The organism is Methylobacterium sp. UNC300MFChir4.1 (assembly GCF_900110155.1).
Lineage (GTDB): Bacteria > Pseudomonadota > Alphaproteobacteria > Rhizobiales > Beijerinckiaceae > Methylobacterium.
This window is the reverse complement of record NZ_FOCS01000010.1, coordinates 58,148-75,865: the sequence shown is the minus strand read 5'-3', so window position 1 is coordinate 75,865 and position 17,718 is coordinate 58,148. Positions and strand designations below refer to the sequence as shown.

Annotated in this window: 21 protein-coding genes and 1 tRNA gene; 9 read left to right on the top strand and 13 right to left on the bottom strand. The window is 71.0% G+C overall.

Features of this window, described 5'->3' with window-relative positions:
* Nucleotides 1-115: 115 nt before the first annotated feature.
* Together BMY19_RS15160 and BMY19_RS15155 are read left to right on the top strand one after the other, a co-directional pair.
* Nucleotides 116-1,132, top strand: a complete 1,017-nt coding sequence (locus BMY19_RS15160) for an NAD-dependent epimerase (RefSeq protein ID WP_100252168.1) — start codon at nucleotides 116-118, stop codon at nucleotides 1,130-1,132.
* Nucleotides 1,133-1,342: 210 nt separating this feature from the next.
* Entirely contained in the window at nucleotides 1,343-1,708 is a 366-nt protein-coding gene (locus tag BMY19_RS15155) for a c-type cytochrome (protein WP_042673136.1), read from the top strand.
* Between the two features lie 63 nt (nucleotides 1,709-1,771).
* Here BMY19_RS15155 and BMY19_RS15150 read toward each other — a convergent pair whose 3' ends face one another.
* The 3 genes from BMY19_RS15150 to BMY19_RS15140 form a co-directional block, all read right to left on the bottom strand.
* Complete coding sequence (locus BMY19_RS15150) at nucleotides 1,772-2,290, bottom strand: MarR family winged helix-turn-helix transcriptional regulator (protein ID WP_170862975.1); 519 nt, start codon at nucleotides 2,288-2,290, stop codon at nucleotides 1,772-1,774.
* Between the two features lie 129 nt (nucleotides 2,291-2,419).
* Nucleotides 2,420-3,364 carry a site-specific tyrosine recombinase XerD gene (locus BMY19_RS15145; RefSeq protein ID WP_100252167.1) on the bottom strand — a complete coding sequence of 315 codons (945 nt, stop codon included), beginning with the start codon at nucleotides 3,362-3,364 and terminating at the stop codon, nucleotides 2,420-2,422.
* Entirely contained in the window at nucleotides 3,361-3,513 is a 153-nt protein-coding gene (locus BMY19_RS15140; protein ID WP_012317685.1) for a hypothetical protein, read from the bottom strand. Before BMY19_RS15140 ends, BMY19_RS15145 begins: the two co-directional genes overlap by 4 nt.
* Nucleotides 3,514-3,757: 244 nt before the next feature.
* Here BMY19_RS15140 and BMY19_RS15135 point away from each other — a divergent pair, with 244 nt between their 5' ends.
* The 3 genes from BMY19_RS15135 to BMY19_RS15125 all read left to right on the top strand — a co-directional run bounded on the left by BMY19_RS15135 (nucleotide 3,758) and on the right by BMY19_RS15125 (nucleotide 5,725).
* A complete protein-coding gene (locus BMY19_RS15135; RefSeq protein ID WP_020093428.1) occupies nucleotides 3,758-4,381 on the top strand; it encodes a shikimate kinase in 624 nt (207 codons plus the stop codon).
* Between the two features lie 19 nt (nucleotides 4,382-4,400).
* Complete coding sequence (gene aroB, locus BMY19_RS15130) at nucleotides 4,401-5,540, top strand: 3-dehydroquinate synthase (protein WP_100252166.1); 1,140 nt, start codon at nucleotides 4,401-4,403, stop codon at nucleotides 5,538-5,540.
* 109 nt (nucleotides 5,541-5,649) lie between these two features.
* Nucleotides 5,650-5,725, top strand: a tRNA-Thr gene (locus BMY19_RS15125).
* 111 nt (nucleotides 5,726-5,836) lie between these two features.
* On the opposite strand, the gene BMY19_RS15120 is transcribed toward BMY19_RS15125, so the two are convergent.
* The 7 genes from BMY19_RS15120 to BMY19_RS15090 are packed head-to-tail and all read right to left on the bottom strand — an operon-like array spanning nucleotide 5,837 to nucleotide 10,057.
* Nucleotides 5,837-7,591, bottom strand: coding sequence for a complex I subunit 5 family protein (locus BMY19_RS15120; RefSeq protein ID WP_100252165.1), 1,755 nt, complete (start codon nucleotides 7,589-7,591; stop codon nucleotides 5,837-5,839).
* A complete protein-coding gene (locus BMY19_RS15115) occupies nucleotides 7,588-8,007 on the bottom strand; it encodes a sodium:proton antiporter (RefSeq protein ID WP_100252164.1) in 420 nt (139 codons plus the stop codon). The genes BMY19_RS15120 and BMY19_RS15115 overlap by 4 nt, the downstream gene beginning before the upstream one ends.
* Nucleotides 8,004-8,780, bottom strand: a complete 777-nt coding sequence (locus tag BMY19_RS15110; protein ID WP_100252163.1) for an MnhB domain-containing protein — start codon at nucleotides 8,778-8,780, stop codon at nucleotides 8,004-8,006. The genes BMY19_RS15115 and BMY19_RS15110 overlap by 4 nt, the downstream gene beginning before the upstream one ends.
* Nucleotides 8,777-9,028, bottom strand: coding sequence for a Na(+)/H(+) antiporter subunit B (locus BMY19_RS15105; protein WP_100252162.1), 252 nt, complete (start codon nucleotides 9,026-9,028; stop codon nucleotides 8,777-8,779). Before BMY19_RS15105 ends, BMY19_RS15110 begins: the two co-directional genes overlap by 4 nt.
* On the bottom strand, nucleotides 9,025-9,309 hold the full coding sequence (locus BMY19_RS15100; RefSeq protein WP_100252161.1) for a monovalent cation/H(+) antiporter subunit G: 285 nt from the start codon (nucleotides 9,307-9,309) through the stop codon (nucleotides 9,025-9,027). The genes BMY19_RS15105 and BMY19_RS15100 overlap by 4 nt, the downstream gene beginning before the upstream one ends.
* Nucleotides 9,306-9,557, bottom strand: a complete 252-nt coding sequence (locus BMY19_RS15095) for a monovalent cation/H+ antiporter complex subunit F (protein WP_020093421.1) — start codon at nucleotides 9,555-9,557, stop codon at nucleotides 9,306-9,308. The genes BMY19_RS15100 and BMY19_RS15095 overlap by 4 nt, the downstream gene beginning before the upstream one ends.
* Nucleotides 9,554-10,057, bottom strand: a complete 504-nt coding sequence (locus BMY19_RS15090; RefSeq protein WP_100252160.1) for a hypothetical protein — start codon at nucleotides 10,055-10,057, stop codon at nucleotides 9,554-9,556. The genes BMY19_RS15095 and BMY19_RS15090 overlap by 4 nt, the downstream gene beginning before the upstream one ends.
* Nucleotides 10,058-10,186: 129 nt before the next feature.
* Here BMY19_RS15090 and BMY19_RS15085 point away from each other — a divergent pair, with 129 nt between their 5' ends.
* Nucleotides 10,187-10,756, top strand: a complete 570-nt coding sequence (locus BMY19_RS15085; RefSeq protein ID WP_100252159.1) for an NUDIX domain-containing protein — start codon at nucleotides 10,187-10,189, stop codon at nucleotides 10,754-10,756.
* A 200-nt stretch (nucleotides 10,757-10,956) separates the two neighbouring features.
* Nucleotides 10,957-12,126 (top strand): acetyl-CoA acetyltransferase, encoded by a 1,170-nt coding sequence (locus BMY19_RS15080; protein ID WP_091679956.1) that lies wholly within the window; start codon nucleotides 10,957-10,959, stop codon nucleotides 12,124-12,126.
* A 130-nt stretch (nucleotides 12,127-12,256) separates the two neighbouring features.
* Here BMY19_RS15080 and BMY19_RS15075 read toward each other — a convergent pair whose 3' ends face one another.
* The 3 genes from BMY19_RS15075 to BMY19_RS15065 all read right to left on the bottom strand — a co-directional run bounded on the left by BMY19_RS15075 (nucleotide 12,257) and on the right by BMY19_RS15065 (nucleotide 14,736).
* Complete coding sequence (locus tag BMY19_RS15075) at nucleotides 12,257-13,549, bottom strand: O-acetylhomoserine aminocarboxypropyltransferase/cysteine synthase family protein (protein WP_100252158.1); 1,293 nt, start codon at nucleotides 13,547-13,549, stop codon at nucleotides 12,257-12,259.
* Between the two features lie 58 nt (nucleotides 13,550-13,607).
* Nucleotides 13,608-13,994 (bottom strand): response regulator, encoded by a 387-nt coding sequence (locus BMY19_RS15070; RefSeq protein WP_026604970.1) that lies wholly within the window; start codon nucleotides 13,992-13,994, stop codon nucleotides 13,608-13,610.
* A gap of 85 nt (nucleotides 13,995-14,079) precedes the next feature.
* On the bottom strand, nucleotides 14,080-14,736 hold the full coding sequence (locus BMY19_RS15065; protein WP_010686946.1) for an alpha/beta hydrolase: 657 nt from the start codon (nucleotides 14,734-14,736) through the stop codon (nucleotides 14,080-14,082).
* A 273-nt stretch (nucleotides 14,737-15,009) separates the two neighbouring features.
* On the opposite strand from BMY19_RS15065, the gene BMY19_RS15060 reads away from it, so the two are divergent.
* Both BMY19_RS15060 and sufB read left to right on the top strand, forming a co-directional pair.
* A complete protein-coding gene (locus tag BMY19_RS15060; RefSeq protein ID WP_020093415.1) occupies nucleotides 15,010-16,179 on the top strand; it encodes a cysteine desulfurase family protein in 1,170 nt (389 codons plus the stop codon).
* A 68-nt stretch (nucleotides 16,180-16,247) separates the two neighbouring features.
* The gene (sufB, locus tag BMY19_RS15055; RefSeq protein WP_100252157.1) at nucleotides 16,248-17,717 is read left to right on the top strand and encodes a Fe-S cluster assembly protein SufB; all 1,470 of its coding nucleotides are present in this window, start codon (nucleotides 16,248-16,250) and stop codon (nucleotides 17,715-17,717) included.
* Nucleotide 17,718: the final 1 nt, after the last annotated feature.

Below are 17,718 nucleotides of genomic sequence, written 5' to 3'. Positions count from 1 at the left end.
GCGCGACAGGCCGCTCGGAGCGTCGGCAGGCTCATGTCGGACACCGATTTGTCGCGCCCATACCCCATGCTACAGCTCGACCCCGGGCGGCCAGTCAGCCCGTCGGTCCGCGCGCATGTCCCTGCCACCTGTTCTGATCACCGGCGTGGCCGGCTTCATCGGGAACCAGCTCGCCCTGCGCCTCCTCGAAGAGGGCCGGCAGGTCGTCGGGCTGGACAGCGTCAACGCCTATTACGACGTGCGCCTCAAGGAAGCCCGGCTGCAACGCCTCCCGGATTTCCCGGGCTACAGCTTCGCGCGCCTCGACCTCGCCGACCGCGGCGGCCTCGACGCGCTGTTCCGCCGCCACGCGTTCCGCACGGTGATCCACCTCGCGGCCCAGGCCGGCGTGCGCTACTCGCTCACCGATCCGCACGCCTACGCGGCGAGCAACCTCGTCGGCTTCCTGAACGTCCTCGAGGCCTGCCGCCACGGCGGCGTGGGACACCTCCTCTACGCGTCCTCCAGCTCCGTCTACGGCGGCGTCACCGCGATGCCGTTCTCGGTGCACCAGAACGTCGACCATCCGCTCAGCCTCTACGCCGCGACCAAGAAGGCGAACGAGCTGATGGCGCACAGCTACAGCCATCTCTACGGCCTGCCGACGACGGGCCTGCGCTTCTTCACCGTCTACGGCCCCTGGGGCCGGCCCGACATGGCGCTGTACCTGTTCACCCGCGCGATCCTGGCGGGCGAACCGATCCGCGTGTTCAACGAAGGGCGGATGCTCCGGGACTTCACCTACATCGACGACATCGTCGCGGGGATCCGGGCCCTGGCCGACCGGCCGGCCGCGCCGGACCTCGCGTGGAGCGGCGCGGCGCCGGATCCCGGGACCAGCTCCGCCCCCTACAGGATCTACAACATCGGCAACAACGAGCCGGTGGCGCTCCTGGATATGATCGCGCTCCTCGAGGACGCCCTGGGCCGCAAGGCGGAGAAGATCCTCCTGCCGATGCAGCCCGGGGACGTCCCGGCGACCTACGCCGACATCGACGACCTCGTGCGGGACGCCGGCTTCCGGCCCGCCACGCCACTGAAGACGGGGATCGGGCGCTTCGTCGACTGGTATCGGACCTATCACGGAATCTGAGGGAACGGCGCCGCGCGCCGTCGCACGGAGCCAATCCGTTCACGCGGTGTTGAGTGGGGCGGCGGCCCGCAGCAGCCGCCAACCGGCCCCGGATGACGGCTATCCCAGACTGGGCCGTTGCGCGCGCCGGGCACATTCATTTAGAGCTGTTCCAGGCAGGCAAGCTCTGCCCGCATCGCTGCCCAAGCGGCGGCCAACAGGAGGAAATCCATGCGTTCACTCGTTTTCGGCGCCGTCCTTGCCGTCGTGATGCCGTTCGCCGCGCAGGCCCAGGACGCCGGCGACGCCGCGGCCGGCGAGAAGGCGTTCGCCCCCTGCAAGGCGTGCCACAACTTCCAGAAGAACGGCGTGGGTCCTGACCTGAAGGGCGTCGTCGGCCGCAAGGCGGGCACCTACGAGGGCTACAACTACTCCGCCGCCCTGAAGAACTCCGGCATCACCTGGGACGAGGCCAACCTGCACGAGTGGCTGAAGAACCCGAAGGCGAAGGTGCCCGGCACCAAGATGATCTTCCAGGGCTACCCCGACGACAAGAAGATCAACGACGTCATCGCCTACCTCAAGACGCAGTCCTGAGACGCGAAGATCGGCACGAACCGGGAGCGGCCGCCCGGCCGCTCCCGGCGCTCCGGCCGCGCCCTAGTCGGTCGTGAGGCCGGCCTGCAGGCTCAGCCTGAGCGTGACGAGATCGTGAAGCAGGTCCTTGCGGCCCTGGATATCGAGACCGGTCATGCCCCCCGCCTCGTCGGGCAGGCAGGCGAGTTCCTCGCGCAGGGCCTCGCCGGCGGCGGTGAGGAAGATGCTGACCTGACGCTCGTCGACCCGGTCGCGGGCGCGGCGCACCCGCCCGGAGGCTTCCAGGCGCTTCAGGAGCGGCGTCAGCGTCCCCGAGTCTAGGAACAGGCGGTTCCCGATCTCCTTGACCGACAATCCGTCCTGCTCCCACAAGACCAGCAGGACGAGGTATTGCGGATAGGTGAGTTCGTGGCGCCCCAGGAGGTTGCGGTAGGCGCGGCCGAACGCGTGCGCGGCGGCGTAGACCGCGAAGCACAGCTGATTGTCGAGGCGCTGCCGCTCCCGCTGCGAAAGCTGGTCGGCACGCGTGTGCCCCGCTCGATCCGGCTCGATGCCGATCTGCGAGGCCGTGGGGCCTGACATAGGAAAACTCTCTCTGGTAAAGGCTGGCTCGCGTACCGGTATGGCGAGGGGCTACTTCTAGGCAGTTCGCTAAACGTATACAATTGGGGCGACCGACCGAGAGTTGCCACACCATCCGCCCGGCAGCGCTCAGCCATCCATCAACGGATGCAGATCGCGGACCATCGCCTTCAGGCGCTCGTCGAGGACGTGCGTGTAGATCTGCGTCGTCGAGATGTCGGCGTGGCCGAGCAGCTCCTGGACGATGCGCAGGTCGGCGCCGTTCTGCAGGAGGTGACTCGCGAAGGCGTGGCGGAGCACGTGGGGGCTCACCCGATCCGGGTGGAGCCCCGCTGCCGAGGCCAGCACCTTGAGATCGCGGGCGAAGGCCTGCCGGGTGAGATAGCCGCTGTCGCTGTCGGCGGGAAACAGCCACGGGTTGTCCTCCGGCACGGCCGGAAGATGCGCCGCCATCGCGGTGCGGGCCGCATCGGTCAGGGGCACGAGGCGCTCGCGGCCGCCCTTGCCCTTGACGATGAGGTAGCGCTCGCGCGTCGCGCCCGCCGCGCGGGGCAGGGCGACCAGTTCCGAGACGCGCAGGCCCGTGGCGTAGAGCAACTCGAGCAGGCACGCCATCCGGCGTGCCCGCCGGGCCGGGCCGGGGGCCTGATCGGCGGCGGCGGCCGCCTGCGCCGTGGCGAGCAGCCGGTCGACCTCCGCGATGGACAGCACCTTGGGGAGCGCGCGCCCGCGGCGCGGACCGGACACCGCGACGCTCGGATCGCTCTCGGCGCCGCCCTCGGCATAGAGGAACTTGTGGAAACCGCGCACGCAGGACAGGCGCCGCGCCGCCGAGGACGCCTTCAGGCCCCGGGTCTCGAGGTCGATCAGGAAGGCCCGCAGCGTGCCGGCCTCCACGTCGCCGAGCGCCGTGCCCGAGCGCGCGAGATAGTCGAGGTAATCGTCCAGGTCCCGGCGGTAGGCGCTCAGGGTGTTCAGTCCGGCACCGCGCTCGGCGGCCAGCATGTCGAGGTACTCGGCGACCTCGGGGCGGGGCGCCCGGGCGGCGTCGCCGCTGCCCTCCGGCCCGCTCAACGGTTGCCCGGCTGCAGCTTCGAGGCGGGGATGGTCACGCTCATCTCCCGCGGCGTCGGCTGGACGAAATGCGCGAGCGCGAACATGGCCGCGTAGACCAGACCCGCCAGGATCGCGAGGGTGGCAAAGAAACGGAACAGGGTCGGCACGTCGGTCGAACCTCGGGCAGACGGGCGCTGGCGGCGGGGAGGGGGCGGGCGAAGGCCTTCTCCGAGCCGCCGCCGATGCCCGGGTTCGACCACGTGAACGAGGCGCTGACAAGGCCCACGACGACACAGGGATGCGTTTCGCAGGCCGCTTGAATCGCGCTAAGAGCCTGCCGCAGGATGTGAGGCTGCCCGGGCGACAGGCGCGCGGGGGCCGGTGGAGAGGCGGGGACGCCGCACGGATGCGATGCAGGAGTCGATGCAGGAGGCCATGAGCGGGGAGGAGGCGGGGGAACCGATCGAGGCGCGTCTGCGCCGCGCGCTCGGCCTGCGCTCGATCGTGCTCGTGGGCCTCATGGGAGCGGGCAAGAGCACCGTCGGCCGCCGTCTAGCGAGCCGCCTCGGCCTGATCTTCAAGGATGCCGACATCGAGATCGAGGCCGCGGCCGGCCTGACGATCCCCGACATCTTCGCGATCTACGGCGAGCCGAGCTTCCGCGACGGCGAGGAGCGGGTGATCTCGCGCCTGCTGCGGGCCGGTCCGCTGGTCCTGGCGACGGGCGGCGGCGCCTACCTGCGCGAGGCGACCCGCGCGCGCATCGCGGAATCGGCGGTCTCCGTCTGGCTGAAGGCCGATCTGGACGTGCTGATGCGGCGCGTGCGCAAGCGCGGCAACCGCCCGCTGCTGCAGACCGAGGATCCCGAGGCGACGATGCGAGACCTGATGGCCGTGCGCCACCCGGTCTACGCCGCAGCCGACGTGATGGTCATCTCGCGGGAGGTCTCGCACGACCGGGTCGTCCAGGACGTGCTGGAGGCGCTGGATGCCCATCTCAGCGGCGAAGGATCCATCCCCGTGGCCGCCCAGTGAGACCCGAGCGAACCGATCCATGACCGAGCCCCGTCCGGACCTCCTGACCGTCCACGTGCCCCTCGACGCCGACCGCGCCTACGACATCCAGATCGGACGCGGGCTGATCGACACCGCCGGCACCGCGGTCGCCGCGCTCGGGGCCCGCCGGGCAGCGATCGTGACGGACGCGACGGTCGGCGCGCTCTACGCCGCGCGGCTGCGAACCAGCCTGGAGCGCGCCGGCCTCCAGGCGGGCGTGGTGACGGTGGCGCCGGGCGAGGCCTCCAAATCCTACGCGGGCTACGCGGAGGTCTGCGACGGTCTGCTCGCCCTCAAGGTCGAGCGCGGCGACCTCGTCGTGGCACTGGGCGGCGGCGTGGTCGGCGACCTCGCGGGCTTCGCGGCCGCCACCCTGCGGCGCGGCGTGCGCTTCGTGCAGGTGCCGACGAGCCTGCTCGCGCAGGTCGATTCTTCGGTCGGCGGCAAGACCGGCATCAACGCGCCGCTGGGCAAGAACCTGATCGGCGCCTTCCACCAGCCGCGCCTCGTCCTGGCCGACACGGCCGCCCTCGACACCCTGTCCGAGCGCGAGATGCGCGCCGGCTACGCCGAGGTCGCCAAGTACGGGCTGATCGCCGATCCGGGCTTCTTCGACTGGTGCGAGGCGAACTGGCGCGGGATCTTCGCCGGCGGCCCGGAGCGCGAGCAGGCGGTCGCCGCCTGCTGCCGGGCCAAGGCCGCGGTGGTCACCCGCGATGAGCGGGAGGACGGCGAGCGGGCGCTGCTCAATCTCGGCCACACCTTCGGCCACGCCCTGGAGCGCCTGACCGGCTACGATTCCGCCCGCCTGGTCCACGGCGAGGGCGTCGCGATCGGGATGGCGCTCGCCTTCCGCTTCTCGGCACGCCTCGGGCTCTGCGCCGGCCAGGATGCGGGCCGGGTCGCCAACCATCTCGCGCTCGCCGGCCTGCCGACCCGTCTGCAGGCCGTTCCGGGCGGGTGCGGCGACGCCGAGGCGCTCCTCGACGCGATGACCCAGGACAAGAAGGTCCGCGACGGCGCGCTGACCTTCATCCTCGCGCGGGGGATCGGCCAGAGCTTCATCGCCCCCGGCGTGGACCGGGCGGAGGTGGCAGCGTTCCTGCAGGATGAATTGGCGTCGGACCAAGCCGCCTGACGCTCGCGAGCGCCTGCTGTGGCCTTGCCTAACGCAGGCCAGGCCGCTATGAGCCTGCCACGTCCGGCGCCGGTCACCGCGCGCCGCCGACGGTCCCGTCGGGGCCAGGGCCGCAATAGCTCAGCTGGTAGAGCACCTCATTCGTAATGAGGGGGTCGGGGGTTCGAATCCCTCTTGCGGCACCATTTCCCCCAGGCGTTTCCCGAAAGCATACACGAGCGAGCCGCTGGCCGATGGCCTGTGCCGGCTCGAGCCCGCGTGAGCCCCTCGGCTGAGGCGCGCGGCGACCGGCGCGCTCAGGCGATGGCCAGCACGGCCGCGATCGCCGCCACGCCCACGGCGAGCCAGGCGGCGTAATCGCCGATCAAGCCGCTATGGAGCATTTCCAGCACGCGGGTCGGCGCCGATTGCGTCGCGCTGACCGGCCGGACCACGAACGCGGGCAGGTGTTTGCGGAACAGCCCGTAGCCCGCGCCGGCCAGGGCGGCGGCGACCGAGGCCCAGGGGAGCCAGCCGGGCCCCTCCGCTAGCGCGTGCACGGTTGGCCGGTGCATGAAGGCCGACGCCGCCCGCGGCAGGGCGTGCTCGATGAGAGCCGCCGGCAGACCGATATCGAGCGCGAGGAGAAGGCAGCACGGCGCCAGCATCAGCCAGAGCGGCCGGTTGGCCTTCTCGCGCTCGTCCGCGCTCGGGGCGCCGGCCTCGTCGCCGGGATCGGGCCCGAGCCCGAGGAAGATCCGGCCCGCGGCCCGCAGCACCGCGGCCCCGGTCAGCGCCGCGCCGATGGCACCGGCCGCCAGCGCCACCCCGTGCCCCTGCTGCCAGAGCGCGCCCTGGACGAGGCGGGTGCCCTGGTCGAGCACACCGAGGGGCAGGCCGCAGAGCAGCAGCCCGGCCAGAGCCATGGCGACGCCGGCGGGCCAGATCCCCCGTCCGAGGCCGCGCAGGGCGATCTCGTCAATGCTGGCCTGGGTGGCGAGCAGGATGCCAGCGATCATGAACAGGGCGCCCTTCACCAGCCCGTGGCCGACCACGTAGACGAGCATCCCGCCGGTCCCGTCGACCGAGAGGGCGCCGAGGCCGGTGAGCATGATGCCGGCGTGCGAGATGGTCGAGAAGGCGAGTAGCCGCTTGAGGTGCCGCTGCAGCAGCGCCATCCAGCCGCCCAGGAGGGCGGTGAAGCTGCCTAGGCCGATGAGGAGCCCCGGCAGGGCGTGCTGGACCTGATCGGAGCCGCCGAACACGACGGCGCTCACCTTCGCGAGCCCGAACAGGCCGAGCGAGACCATCGATCCGGAGAAGATCACCGAGACCGGGCTCGGCGCGACCGCGTGCGCGTCGGCGAGCCAGAACTGGAACGGCACGATCGCGCCCTTGATCATCAGGGCGGCCGCGACGAGGCAGAACGCCCCGGCCACCACCGGATCCCGGCCGCCCCGCGCCACCGCGGCCGCGATGCCCTCGAAGTCGAGCGTGCCGGTCTGGGCGTAGATCAGGCCGATGCCGCCGAGCATCAGGAAGCCCGCGAGGCTGTTCACCACCGTGAAGTTGATGGCGCCCGCCAGCGACGACTCCGCCAGATGGTAGGCCGTGAGCGCGAAGGCCGCGACGCTCATCACCTCGAACCACACGAACAGGTTGAACATGTCGCGGGTGAAGCAGAACCCGACCATGGCGGCCAGGAACAGCAGCATCAGGATGTGGAAGTGGCCGTGGGTGCGGTCGAAGAAGCCCCAGGCGAACACGAAGGTCAGGGCGTAGAGCAGCCCGATGAAGGCCGCGACCCAGCCGCTGGCCTCGTCCACCGAGAAGCCGATGCCGAGGTGGACGCCGTCGCGGGGCTCCCAGCCGCCGAACCAGTAGACCAGCGGCCCGCCGGCGGCGTGGCTGGCGATGATGCCGCACAGCACCGCGACGGTGAGCGCCGCCAGCGTCGCCAGGATGTCGGGGAGGCGGCCGGGCAGGACGTGCGCGGTCGCCAGCATCGCGGCGCAGACCACGAGCGGGATCGCGACGGGCAGGGGCAGGAGGGCGGCCGGGAGGACGGTCACGGGCCGCCCCGCTCCGCGTCGCGCGCGCGGCTGGTTCCGGCATCGCGCCCGGACCGGCCGCCCGCGCGCATCGGCCGGAGCTTCTCCGGGTCCAGGCTTCCGCCGCGCTTGTAGGCCTGGATGGTCAGGACGAGGAGGAGGGCGGTGAGCGTCGCGCCGACCACGATGTCGGTGAGCACCAGCGCCTGCATGACCGGGTCCACGGCGGGCGTCCCCGGCGGGTGGTCGTAGAAGATCGGCGCGATGCTGCCCCAGCGATAGCCGAGGCCGAGCAGGAGCACGTAGGTCGCCGACTGGCACACGCCGAGGCAGCCCACGAGGTGGATGAAGTTGCGGCTCGTGGCGATGCCGTAGAGGCCGATTCCGAACAGCCACGCGGCGACCGCGTAGGGCAGGACACTGGTGACCGCACTCACGCGGATTCCTCCCCCGGCTCCTCGGGCGCGTCGGCCGCGCGGGTCTCCTCCATGAATTCCAGGAAGAGCTGCGTGAAGCCGCCCGTCACCGCCAGGGCGACGCCGAGGTTCTCGACGAGCATCAGGCCGCCCGAGAACAGGTCGCGGAAGGTGCCGAGCGGCAGGATGTTCTGCATGAAAGCGGCGCCGGTGAGCATCGGCACGAGCCCGCACAGGGCGAAGAGCAGCGCGCCGCCACCCTCCAGGGCATCGAGCCAGTGACTGCGGATGGCGTCGCGCCAGCCGGCATAGCCCTCGCCGAGGTAGATGAGGAGGGTGCCCGAGGCGAGGATGACGCCGCCCTGGAAGCCGCCGCCCGGCGTGACGGTCGCGTGCAGCACGACGTAGAGGCCGAACAGCGCGGTGAGCGGGCTGGCGACGCGGCACGCGAGCACGACGGCCTCGGAGCGCGGGATCACGGCCCGGCCGGGCCGGCGCATGGCGCGCCCGGTCGTGCCCTCGCCGCGCCGCCCGCGCAGCAGCACCACCGTCCCGGTGATGGCGGCGAGTAGCATGAACTCCTCGCCGAGGGTGTCGAGGCCGCGCAGGTCGAAGTTGATCGCGCTGACCATGTTGGCGACGTGCCGGGCCTCCGGAACGATCGCGTTGATGCGCGCGCCGTACTGGGCGATCGTCGATCCGAAGGGCGGCAGGCCGGCGATGACCGCGGCCGCGCCCGGGAGGAGGACGAGGCCCGCGACGGCCAGGAGCGCGACGCGGGCGCGCGGGCTCACGATTCCTCCTCGGGCGGCTGCGTCCGCACGGCCATCAGGGCCACGAGGAAGAGGAGCGGCACCGCCGCCGAACCGACCGCCAGCTCCGAGAGCGCGACGTCGGGGGCCTGGAGGGCGTCGAACAGGATCGCCAGGACGAGCCCGTTGACCGCGATGGCGAAGACCTGCCGCGCAGGATCGCGCACGAGGACCACGGCGGTGCCGGAGATCGCTGTGAAGAGGAAGAGCAGCGGCAGGATCACCGTCATGCCGAGCGGCTCTCGCGCATCAGCACGGCCCGGCCGGACACGTGCGACAGCACCGCCGCCCAGGCGAGGAACACCACCATCATCACCAGAATCTTGAGCGAGCGCCCGGAGACGCCGTCGGCCAGGAAGGCCGCCACCGTCACGAGGATCGCGGCCGCGACGTTCAGGAACGCGAGCGCGTGAATCCGGTCGAGCGCCCGGGGCAGGCGCCAGAGGGCGAGGGCCGCGAGCCAAGCGGACGCCACGGCAAGGACCAGGACCGAGCCGATCGCGACGCTCATATCCAGCGCTCCAGGAAGACCGCGAGCAGCATCGTGCCGGGCAGGTTGAGCAGGACCAGGGTGAGGGCGAGATCGGTGATCGACGCCTGGTCGGTGGCGAAAGCCATGAGCGTCAGGATCAGGACCGTGACGCTGCCGGCGAGCTGGTAGGCGGCGAAACGCTGGCCGGGCCGACCCCGCCACGCGAGGACCGCGGCCACGGCGAGCGGCGGCAGCAGCGCCAGGATGGCGACCGTCCAGACGCTCATCGAGCCTCCTCAAGGCCGTGCGTCACCACCGTTCCGTGCGCGCGGTCGAGGGTGAGCACGTAGCTGTCGGGGGCGAGCGACGCGGCCAGCAACCCGACCGCCCGCGCCGCCGGCGCGGCGTCGCCCTCCGGCGTGGCCCAGGCGATCTCGGCGGCGCTCCGCTCGCGGGTCGCGCCGCCGCCGGCGCGACCGAGGATCGCGCGCAGGAGGTGCAGCCCGACGCGGGCGGTCTGGCGCGGCATGTCGCGGACGGCCGGGCCGAGCGGGTAGAGCGACGCCCGGTCGAAGCGGAAGCGCAGCCCGCCGGGCCGTCCGACGCCCCACCACCAGAGCGTGCCGAGACTGGCGCATCCGACGGCGGCCATCCCCTCGTTCAGGCTGACCGAGCCGGCGAAGACCATGTAGGTGAGCGCGAGGACGACCCAGATCGCGGCGCCGTCCCGCCGCGAACGCTTCCGGATCCCGCCGATCGGTCCTGCCTGCGTCGATCCTGCCCGCATCGATCCTGACCGGCGCGCCCCGCGGAAGCGTGACCATGCGCGTGTCCGACCAAACGTGGCCGCGGTCGTCGGCGTTCCCGGAACCCGGGGACACGGTTCCGTGTAGGGCGATGAGGAGTGGGAGTGCCCATGAAAGCCGAGATCCTCACTATCCGCTTCGTCCACGAGGGCTGGAGCCGCTTCGGGATCGCGCGGGTGCGCCTCGCCGACGGCGCCGTCGTCGAGCGCGAGATCGAGGACCACGGCAACTCGGTCGGGATCCTGCCCTACGACCCGGAGCGGAAGGTCGCGACGCTCGTGCGCGAGCTGCGGGTGCCGCCGCTGTTCGCGGCCGGCGAGCAGGTCCAGCTGGAGGCACCGGCGGGCCTGATCGACGCCGGCAGCCCGGAGGAGAACGCCCGCCGGGAGGCGCTGGAGGAGGTGGGCCTGCGCCTGTGGGCGCTCGAGTTCGTCGGCGCCACCTATTCCTGCGCCAGCCTGACCACCGAGAAGATCCACCTCTACCTCGCGCCCTACGGCCGGGCGGATCGCGCGGAGGCGGGCGGCGGGGCCGAGGGCGAGCACGAGAACATCCGGGTGGTCGAGATGCCGCTGGCCGAGCTCGCCGCCCGCGCCGACCGCGCCAAGATCACCGACCTGAAGACGCTGGCCCTGATCCTGGCGCTCCGCGCACGCCACCCGGAGCTGTTCGCCCCGTGAGACACCGCCGACGCGCGCTCGCCCGGGGGCTGCTGACCGCGCTAGTGCTCGTCGGCGTCGCGTGGGTGGCCTTTCACCTGCGCTGAGCCGGGCCCGGGCGGGTTTCGTCCGGCGTGTCCGGCGCGTCGAACAATCCGCGCATGTCTTGATCGCCGGCCGCCGCAGGCCCATCGTCCGGGCCGGACACGGGAGGTCACCGGATGACGCGCGCCTGCATCGTGGGCTGGGCCCACACCCCCTTCGGCAAGCTCGAGGAGCCCGATGTCGAGGGGCTGATCGCCCGGGTCTCGGGCGAGGCGCTGGCCCATGCCGGCGTCGAGGAGTCGCAGGTCGACGGCATCTACGTGGGCTCGATGAACACCGGCTTCTCGAAGCAGGGCTTCGAGGGCTCGCTGGTGGCGGTGAACCGGCCGGGCCTCGCCCACGCGCCGGCGACCCACCTGGAGAACGCCTGCGCCACCGGGTCGGCGGCGCTCTACGCGGCCCTCGACTTCGTCGACAGCGGCCGCGGCCGCGTGGCCCTGGTGATCGGCGCCGAGAAGATGACCGCCAAGACCGTCGCTGAGACCGGCGACATCCTGCTGGGCGCCTCCTACCGGAAGGAGGAGGCCGACATCGAGGGCGGCTTCGCGGGCGTGTTCGGGCGGATCGCGGCGGGCTACTTCCAGCGCTACGGCGACCGCAGCGAGGAGCTGGCCCGCATCGCCGCCAAGAACCACAGCAACGGCGTCGGCAACCCCTACGCGCAGTTGCGCAAGGACCTCGGCTTCGACTTCTGCAACCGGGTCTCGGAGAAGAACCCCTACGTGGCCGCCCCCCTGCGGCGCACGGACTGCTCGCTGATCTCGGACGGGGCGGCGGCGCTTGTGGTGGCCGATGCCGAGACCGCCGAGGGCCTGGAGCGGGCGATCGGCTTCCGCGCCCGGGCGCACGTCAATGACATCCTGCCCCTGTCCCGCCGCGACCCGGTGGAGTTCAAGGGCGCGCGAATGGCCTGGGAGAGGGCGCGGGCCCAGGCCGGGATCGCCAATGAGGACCTCTCCTTCGTGGAGACCCACGACTGCTTCACCATCGCCGAGCTGATCGAGTACGAGGCGATGGGCCTCGCCGCCCCGGGCGAGGGTTTTCGCGTGGTGCGCGAGGGACTCGCCGAGAAGGGCGGCCGGCTGCCGATCAACCCGTCCGGCGGGTTGAAGGCCAAGGGTCATCCTGTGGGGGCGACCGGCGTGTCGATGCACGTCATGGCCTGCCTCCAGCTCATGGGCGAGGCCGGTGAGATGCAGGTGCCCGGGGCGGAGCTCGCCGGGATCTTCAACATGGGCGGCGCGGCGGTCGCCAACTACGTGTCGATCTTGGAGCGGCGGCGCTGAGGCCGTCCCGGTTGCGGCCAATCCCTGCCCGCCGTGGCCGTCCTCGCGGGCAGCGCGAAGCAATCCAGCGGCCTCACGATCGTCGAGATCGCGCGGCTCTGAGTCGCTTCGCCGCGCTCGCGATGACGGACTAGAGGAGGCGATCCAGCGCCTGCTGGAGATCGGCGATGAGGTCGGCCTCGTTCTCCAGCCCGATCGACAACCGCACGGTCTCGGGCCCGACCTGCGCGGCGGCCTTCTCGTGCTCCGGCAGCTGCCGGTGCGTGGTCGAGGACGGGTGGATCGCCAGCGACTTGATCTCGCCGATGTTCACCAAGTGAGAGATCAGCTCCAGGCCGGCGATGAACCGCAGCGCCGCCGGCTCGCCGCCCTTCAGCGCGAAGGTGAAGATCGAGCCCGGCCCGTCCGGGGTGTAGCGGCGGGCGAGGTCCTCGCCGGTCTGGCCCGGCAACATCGGGTAGCTCACCCAGGCCACGGCCGGGTGATCATTCAGGAAGGCCGCCACCGCTCGCGCGTTGGCACAATGCCGCTCCATGCGCAGCGGCAGAGTCTCGATCCCCATCAGCGTCAGGAACGCGTTCATCGGCGACAGGCCGGGCCCGAGGTCCCGCAGGCCGAAGAACCGGCACGCCGCCGCGAAGGGGGTCGCCGGGAAGGCCTCGGTGAGCACCAGCCCGTCATAGTCCGGCCAGGGCTCGGTGATCAGGTTGTAGCCGCCGGCCTTCGCCCAGTCGAAGCCGCCGGCGTCGCAGATCACGCCGCCGATGGTCTGGCCGGAGCCGCTCAGGAACTTCGAGGTGGAGTGCCAGACGATGTCGGCGCCGTGCTCGATCGGCCGGATCAGGGCCGGCGAGGCGAGGGTGTTGTCGACGACGAGCGGCAGGTTGTGGCGGCGGGCCACCGCGGCGATGCCGTCGAGGTCCACCACCGACGCGCAGGGGTTCACGATCGATTCGCAGAAGATGGCCCGGCAGTCCGGGGTGATCGCCGCCTCGAAATCCTCCGGGGCCATACCGCGCGCGAAGCGCGGCTTCAGGTCGTAGCGGCCGTCGAGCCGGCGCATCAGGCCGAGCGACCCGCCGAACAGGCGCGGAGACGCGACGTAGGCGTCGCCGCTCTTCAACAGCGTCATCAGAATGAGCTGCATGGCCGACTGTCCGGAGGACACCGCCACGCCCGCCTTCGCGCCCTCGAGGTCGGCGATCCGGCGCTCCAGCGCGGCGACGGTCGGATTGGATCCGCGCGAATACGAGAAGCCGGTCCGGCGGCCCGCGAAGATGTCGGCGGCCTGCTCGGTCGAGTCGAAGACGAAGCCGTTGGTGAAGTAGATCGGCTGGACCCGGGCGCCCGTGGCGGGATCGGGCGCCGCGCCGGCGTGGATGGCCCGGGTCGCGAAGCGGTGCGGTCGGTTCTGGTCCGTCATGGCTCTCGGTCGGGTGTTCAGGGCCCGGACCGGGTGTCAGCCCGAGCGGATCCGTGCGTCAAGCCGCGCGGCGGATGAAGGCCTGCAGGGTCCGGACCAGGGTGGTCGGCTCGTAGGGCTTCGGGATGAACCGGGCGCCCTCCGGCATGTCGTTGGGACCGGGCGTGCCCATGCCCGACACCACCAGCACGGGAATCGACGGCCAGCGATGCGCGACGAGGCGCGCCAGGGCGAAGCCGTCCATCGACCCCTGCGGCATGTCGACGTCGGTCATCAGGACCCCGACGTCGTCGCGGTTCTCCAGAACCTTCAGCGCCTTGTCGGCATGCGTCGCCTCGACGACGGTGAAGCCCGCATCCGCGAGGGTGTCCGAGGCCTCCATCAGAAGGAGGCCGTCATCTTCCACGAGGAGAACGACGGGGTGGTCGGACGGGCTATCTGACATCAGACCTGCGAAGGTGCGTCTCAATTCCGAAACCCGCGCCCTATTCCTCCGGGGCTCCCCCCGTCAAGGCGCGGGATCAGATCCGTCAGGCCGCCTCCTCGCGCTTGCCGAGGCGCTTGTCTAGGTAGGTGTCGACCGTCTGTGTCAGTTCCTCGACCTTGCCGTCGAAGAAATGGTTGGCGCCCTCGACCATCTGGTGCTCGATGATGACGCCCTTCTGGGTCTTCACCTTCTCGATCACCGGCATGACCTCGCGGGCGGGCGCGACCCGGTCCTCGGAGCCGTGCACGAACAGGCCGGAGGAGGGGCAGGGAGCCAGGAAGGTGAAGTCGTAGCGGTTCGCCATGGCGGCGATGGAGATGAATCCCTCGATCTCGGGGCGGCGCATCAGGAGCTGCATCCCGATCCAAGAGCCGAAGGACACGCCGGCGATCCAGCAGGACTTCGCCTCCGGGTTGACCGACTGAACCCAGTCGAGGGCGGCCGCAGCGTCCGACAGCTCGCCCGAGCCGTGGTCGAACGAGCCCTGGCTGCGTCCGACTCCGCGGAAATTGAAGCGCAGGGCCGCGAAACCGCGATTGGCGAATGTGTAAAACAGGTTGTACACGATCTGATTGTTCATCGTGCCCCCGAACTGGGGGTGCGGGTGCAGGATGATGGCGATCGGCGCGCCGCGCTTCTTGGGGGCTTGGTAACGGCCTTCCAGGCGGCCGGCCGGGCCGGTGAAGATCACTTCGGGCATCGCTCGTCTCTCGCTCCGGAGATCGCCCGCCGGGCTATCGGCCCGGCGGCGCAGCAGCCTTGACTCGTCGCGCGCGCACCATAAAAGCAGTCTTAGAACAGTTCTAGGCGATTAGAACTGTTCTAAACAACCCGTCCGATGCACCGCGTTGGCTGCCACGCCGACCGTGCCGGGTCGGCGGGATCTCATTGTCTCGGCGCGCCTTAGCACGGCGAGCCGGCGCGCGGGCAAGGAATTGTGACGCGCCGCAGCAGAGGGCTTAACGGAACGCGGATGAGCCGGGCACGCGCCTATCTCGACTACAACGCCACCGCGCCGGTCCGCCCGGACGTCGCGGAGGCGGTCGCGCGCGCGCTCACGCTCCCCGGGAACCCGTCCTCGATCCACGCGGAGGGGCGGGCGGCCCGGGCCGCCCTCGAAGCGGCCCGCACCCAGGTGGCGGCGCTCGTGAACGCCCAGCCCGAGCAGGTCGTCTTCACCAGCGGCGGAACCGAGGCGGCAAACGCGGTCCTGTCGGGCGCCCTCCGTCGCGGCGGCGCGGCGGCCCCGAGGCGGCTGCTCCACTCCGCCACGGAGCATCCCTGCGTCGCGGCCGGTCACCGGTTCCCGGACGCGGCCGTCGAGGAAGTCCCGGTCACCGCCGAGGGCGTGGTCGATCTCGCCGCCCTGGAGGCGCGCCTGGGTGCTCTCGCCGACGAGACCCTGCTCCTCTCGGTCCACGCCGCCAACAACGAGACCGGCGCGGTGCAGCCGCTGGCCGAGATCGTCGGCCTGGCGCGGGCGCACGGCCGGACCCTGGTTCACAGCGACGCCGTGCAGGCCGTCGGCAAGATCCCCCTCGACATGGCGGCGCTCGGCCTCGACGCGCTGACCCTCTCGGGCCACAAGTTCGCGGCGCCCAAGGGGGTCGGCGCGCTGGTCCTGGCCGAGGGCGTCAGCCTGGAGAGCGCCTTCCTGCGCGGGGGCGGCCAGGAGCGGCGGCTGCGCTGCGGCACCGAGTGCCTGCCGGCCATCGTCGGCATGGGTGAGGCTGCCCGGATCGCCCGCGCGGCGCTCGACGCGGAGGCCGCGCGCCTCTCCGCGCTCCGGGACCGGGTCGAGGCCGGCGTGCGCACCATGGCGCCGGATGCGGTGGTGTTCGCCGCCGGGGCGCCGCGCCTGCCCAACACCCTGAGTTTCTCGGTCCCGGGGCTCGACGCGCCCTCGGCCCTGATCGCCCTCGACCTCGCCGGCGTGGCGGTGTCGTCGGGCTCGGCCTGCTCGTCGGGCAAGGTCGCGCGCTCGGCGACGCTCGCCGCGATGGGCGTCGGTTCCGACCTCGCCGGGGGGGCGCTGCGCGTCAGCCTCGGCTGGAACACGGTGGACGAGGAGGTGGCATGCTTCCTCGACGCCTTCGAACGGGTCTTGGAGACCCTATATAGACGGCGAGGCCAGGCGGCCTGAGCGCCGCCCCCCCGCTTTCCGACAGACGCTTCCCGGTCCTTGACGCCGGAGATGCCTAGGAGACGCTGATGCCTGCTGTGCAGGAAACCATTGATCGGGTCCGCTCGATCGACCTCGACCAGTACAAGTACGGGTTCGAGACCACGATCGAGATGGAGAAGTCCGAGAAGGGCATCTCCGAGGACGTCGTCCGCTTCATCTCGGCCAAGAAGAACGAGCCCGCGTGGCTGCTGGAGTGGCGCCTCGACGCCTACCGGCGCTGGCTGACCATGAAGGAGCCGGAGTGGGCCCGCGTCTCCTACGACAAGGTCGACTATAACGACATCTACTACTACGCCGCCCCGAAGCGGCAGGGCCCGGAATCGCTCGATGAGATCAATCCCGAGATCCTGAAGACCTACGAGAAGCTCGGCATCCCGCTGCGCGAGGTCGAGGTGCTGGAAGGCATCGCGCCGGAGCGCCGCGTCGCGGTCGACGCCGTGTTCGACTCGGTCTCGGTGGCCACCACCTTCAAGAAGGAGCTGTCGAAGGCCGGCGTGATCTTCATGCCGATCTCCGAGGCCGTGCAGGAATATCCCGAGCTGGTGCAGAAGTACCTCGGCTCGGTCGTGCCGGTGACCGACAACTTCTTCGCGACGCTGAACTCCGCCGTCTTCTCCGACGGGTCGTTCGTCTACATCCCGCCGGGCGTCCGCTGCCCGATGGAGCTGTCGACCTACTTCCGCATCAACGAGCGCGACACCGGCCAGTTCGAGCGCACGCTGATCATCGCCGACAAGGGCTCCTACGTCTCGTATCTCGAGGGCTGCACCGCCCCGAAGCGCGACGACAACCAGCTCCACGCCGCGGTGGTCGAACTCGTCGCCCTGGACGATGCCGAGATCAAGTACTCGACCGTTCAGAACTGGTACCCGGGCGACAACGAGGGCAAGGGTGGCATCTACAACTTCGTGACGAAGCGCGGCGACTGCCGCGGCGCCCGCTCGAAGATCTCGTGGACGCAGGTCGAGACCGGCTCGGCGATCACCTGGAAGTACCCGTCCTGCATCCTGCGCGGCGACGATTCCCGCGGCGAGTTCTACTCGATCGCGGTGTCGAACGGCATGCAGCAGGTCGATTCCGGCACCAAGATGATCCATCTCGGCAAGAACACGACGAGCCGGATCATCTCGAAGGGCATCTCGGCCGGCCGGTCGCAGAACACCTACCGGGGCCTCGTCTCGGCGCACCGGAAGGCCAAAGGCGCGCGCAACTTCACGAACTGCGACTCCCTGCTGATCGGCGACCAGTGCGGCGCGCACACCGTGCCCTACATCGAGTCGAAGAACGCCTCGGCCGTCTTCGAGCACGAGGCGACGACCTCGAAGATTTCCGAGGAGCAGAAGTTCTACTGCCAGCAGCGCGGCCTCTCCGAGGAGGAGGCGACCGCGCTCATCGTCAACGGCTTCGTGCGGGACGTGCTGCAGCAGCTGCCGATGGAGTTCGCCGTCGAAGCCCAGAAGCTGATCTCGATCAGCCTGGAAGGCTCGGTGGGCTGAC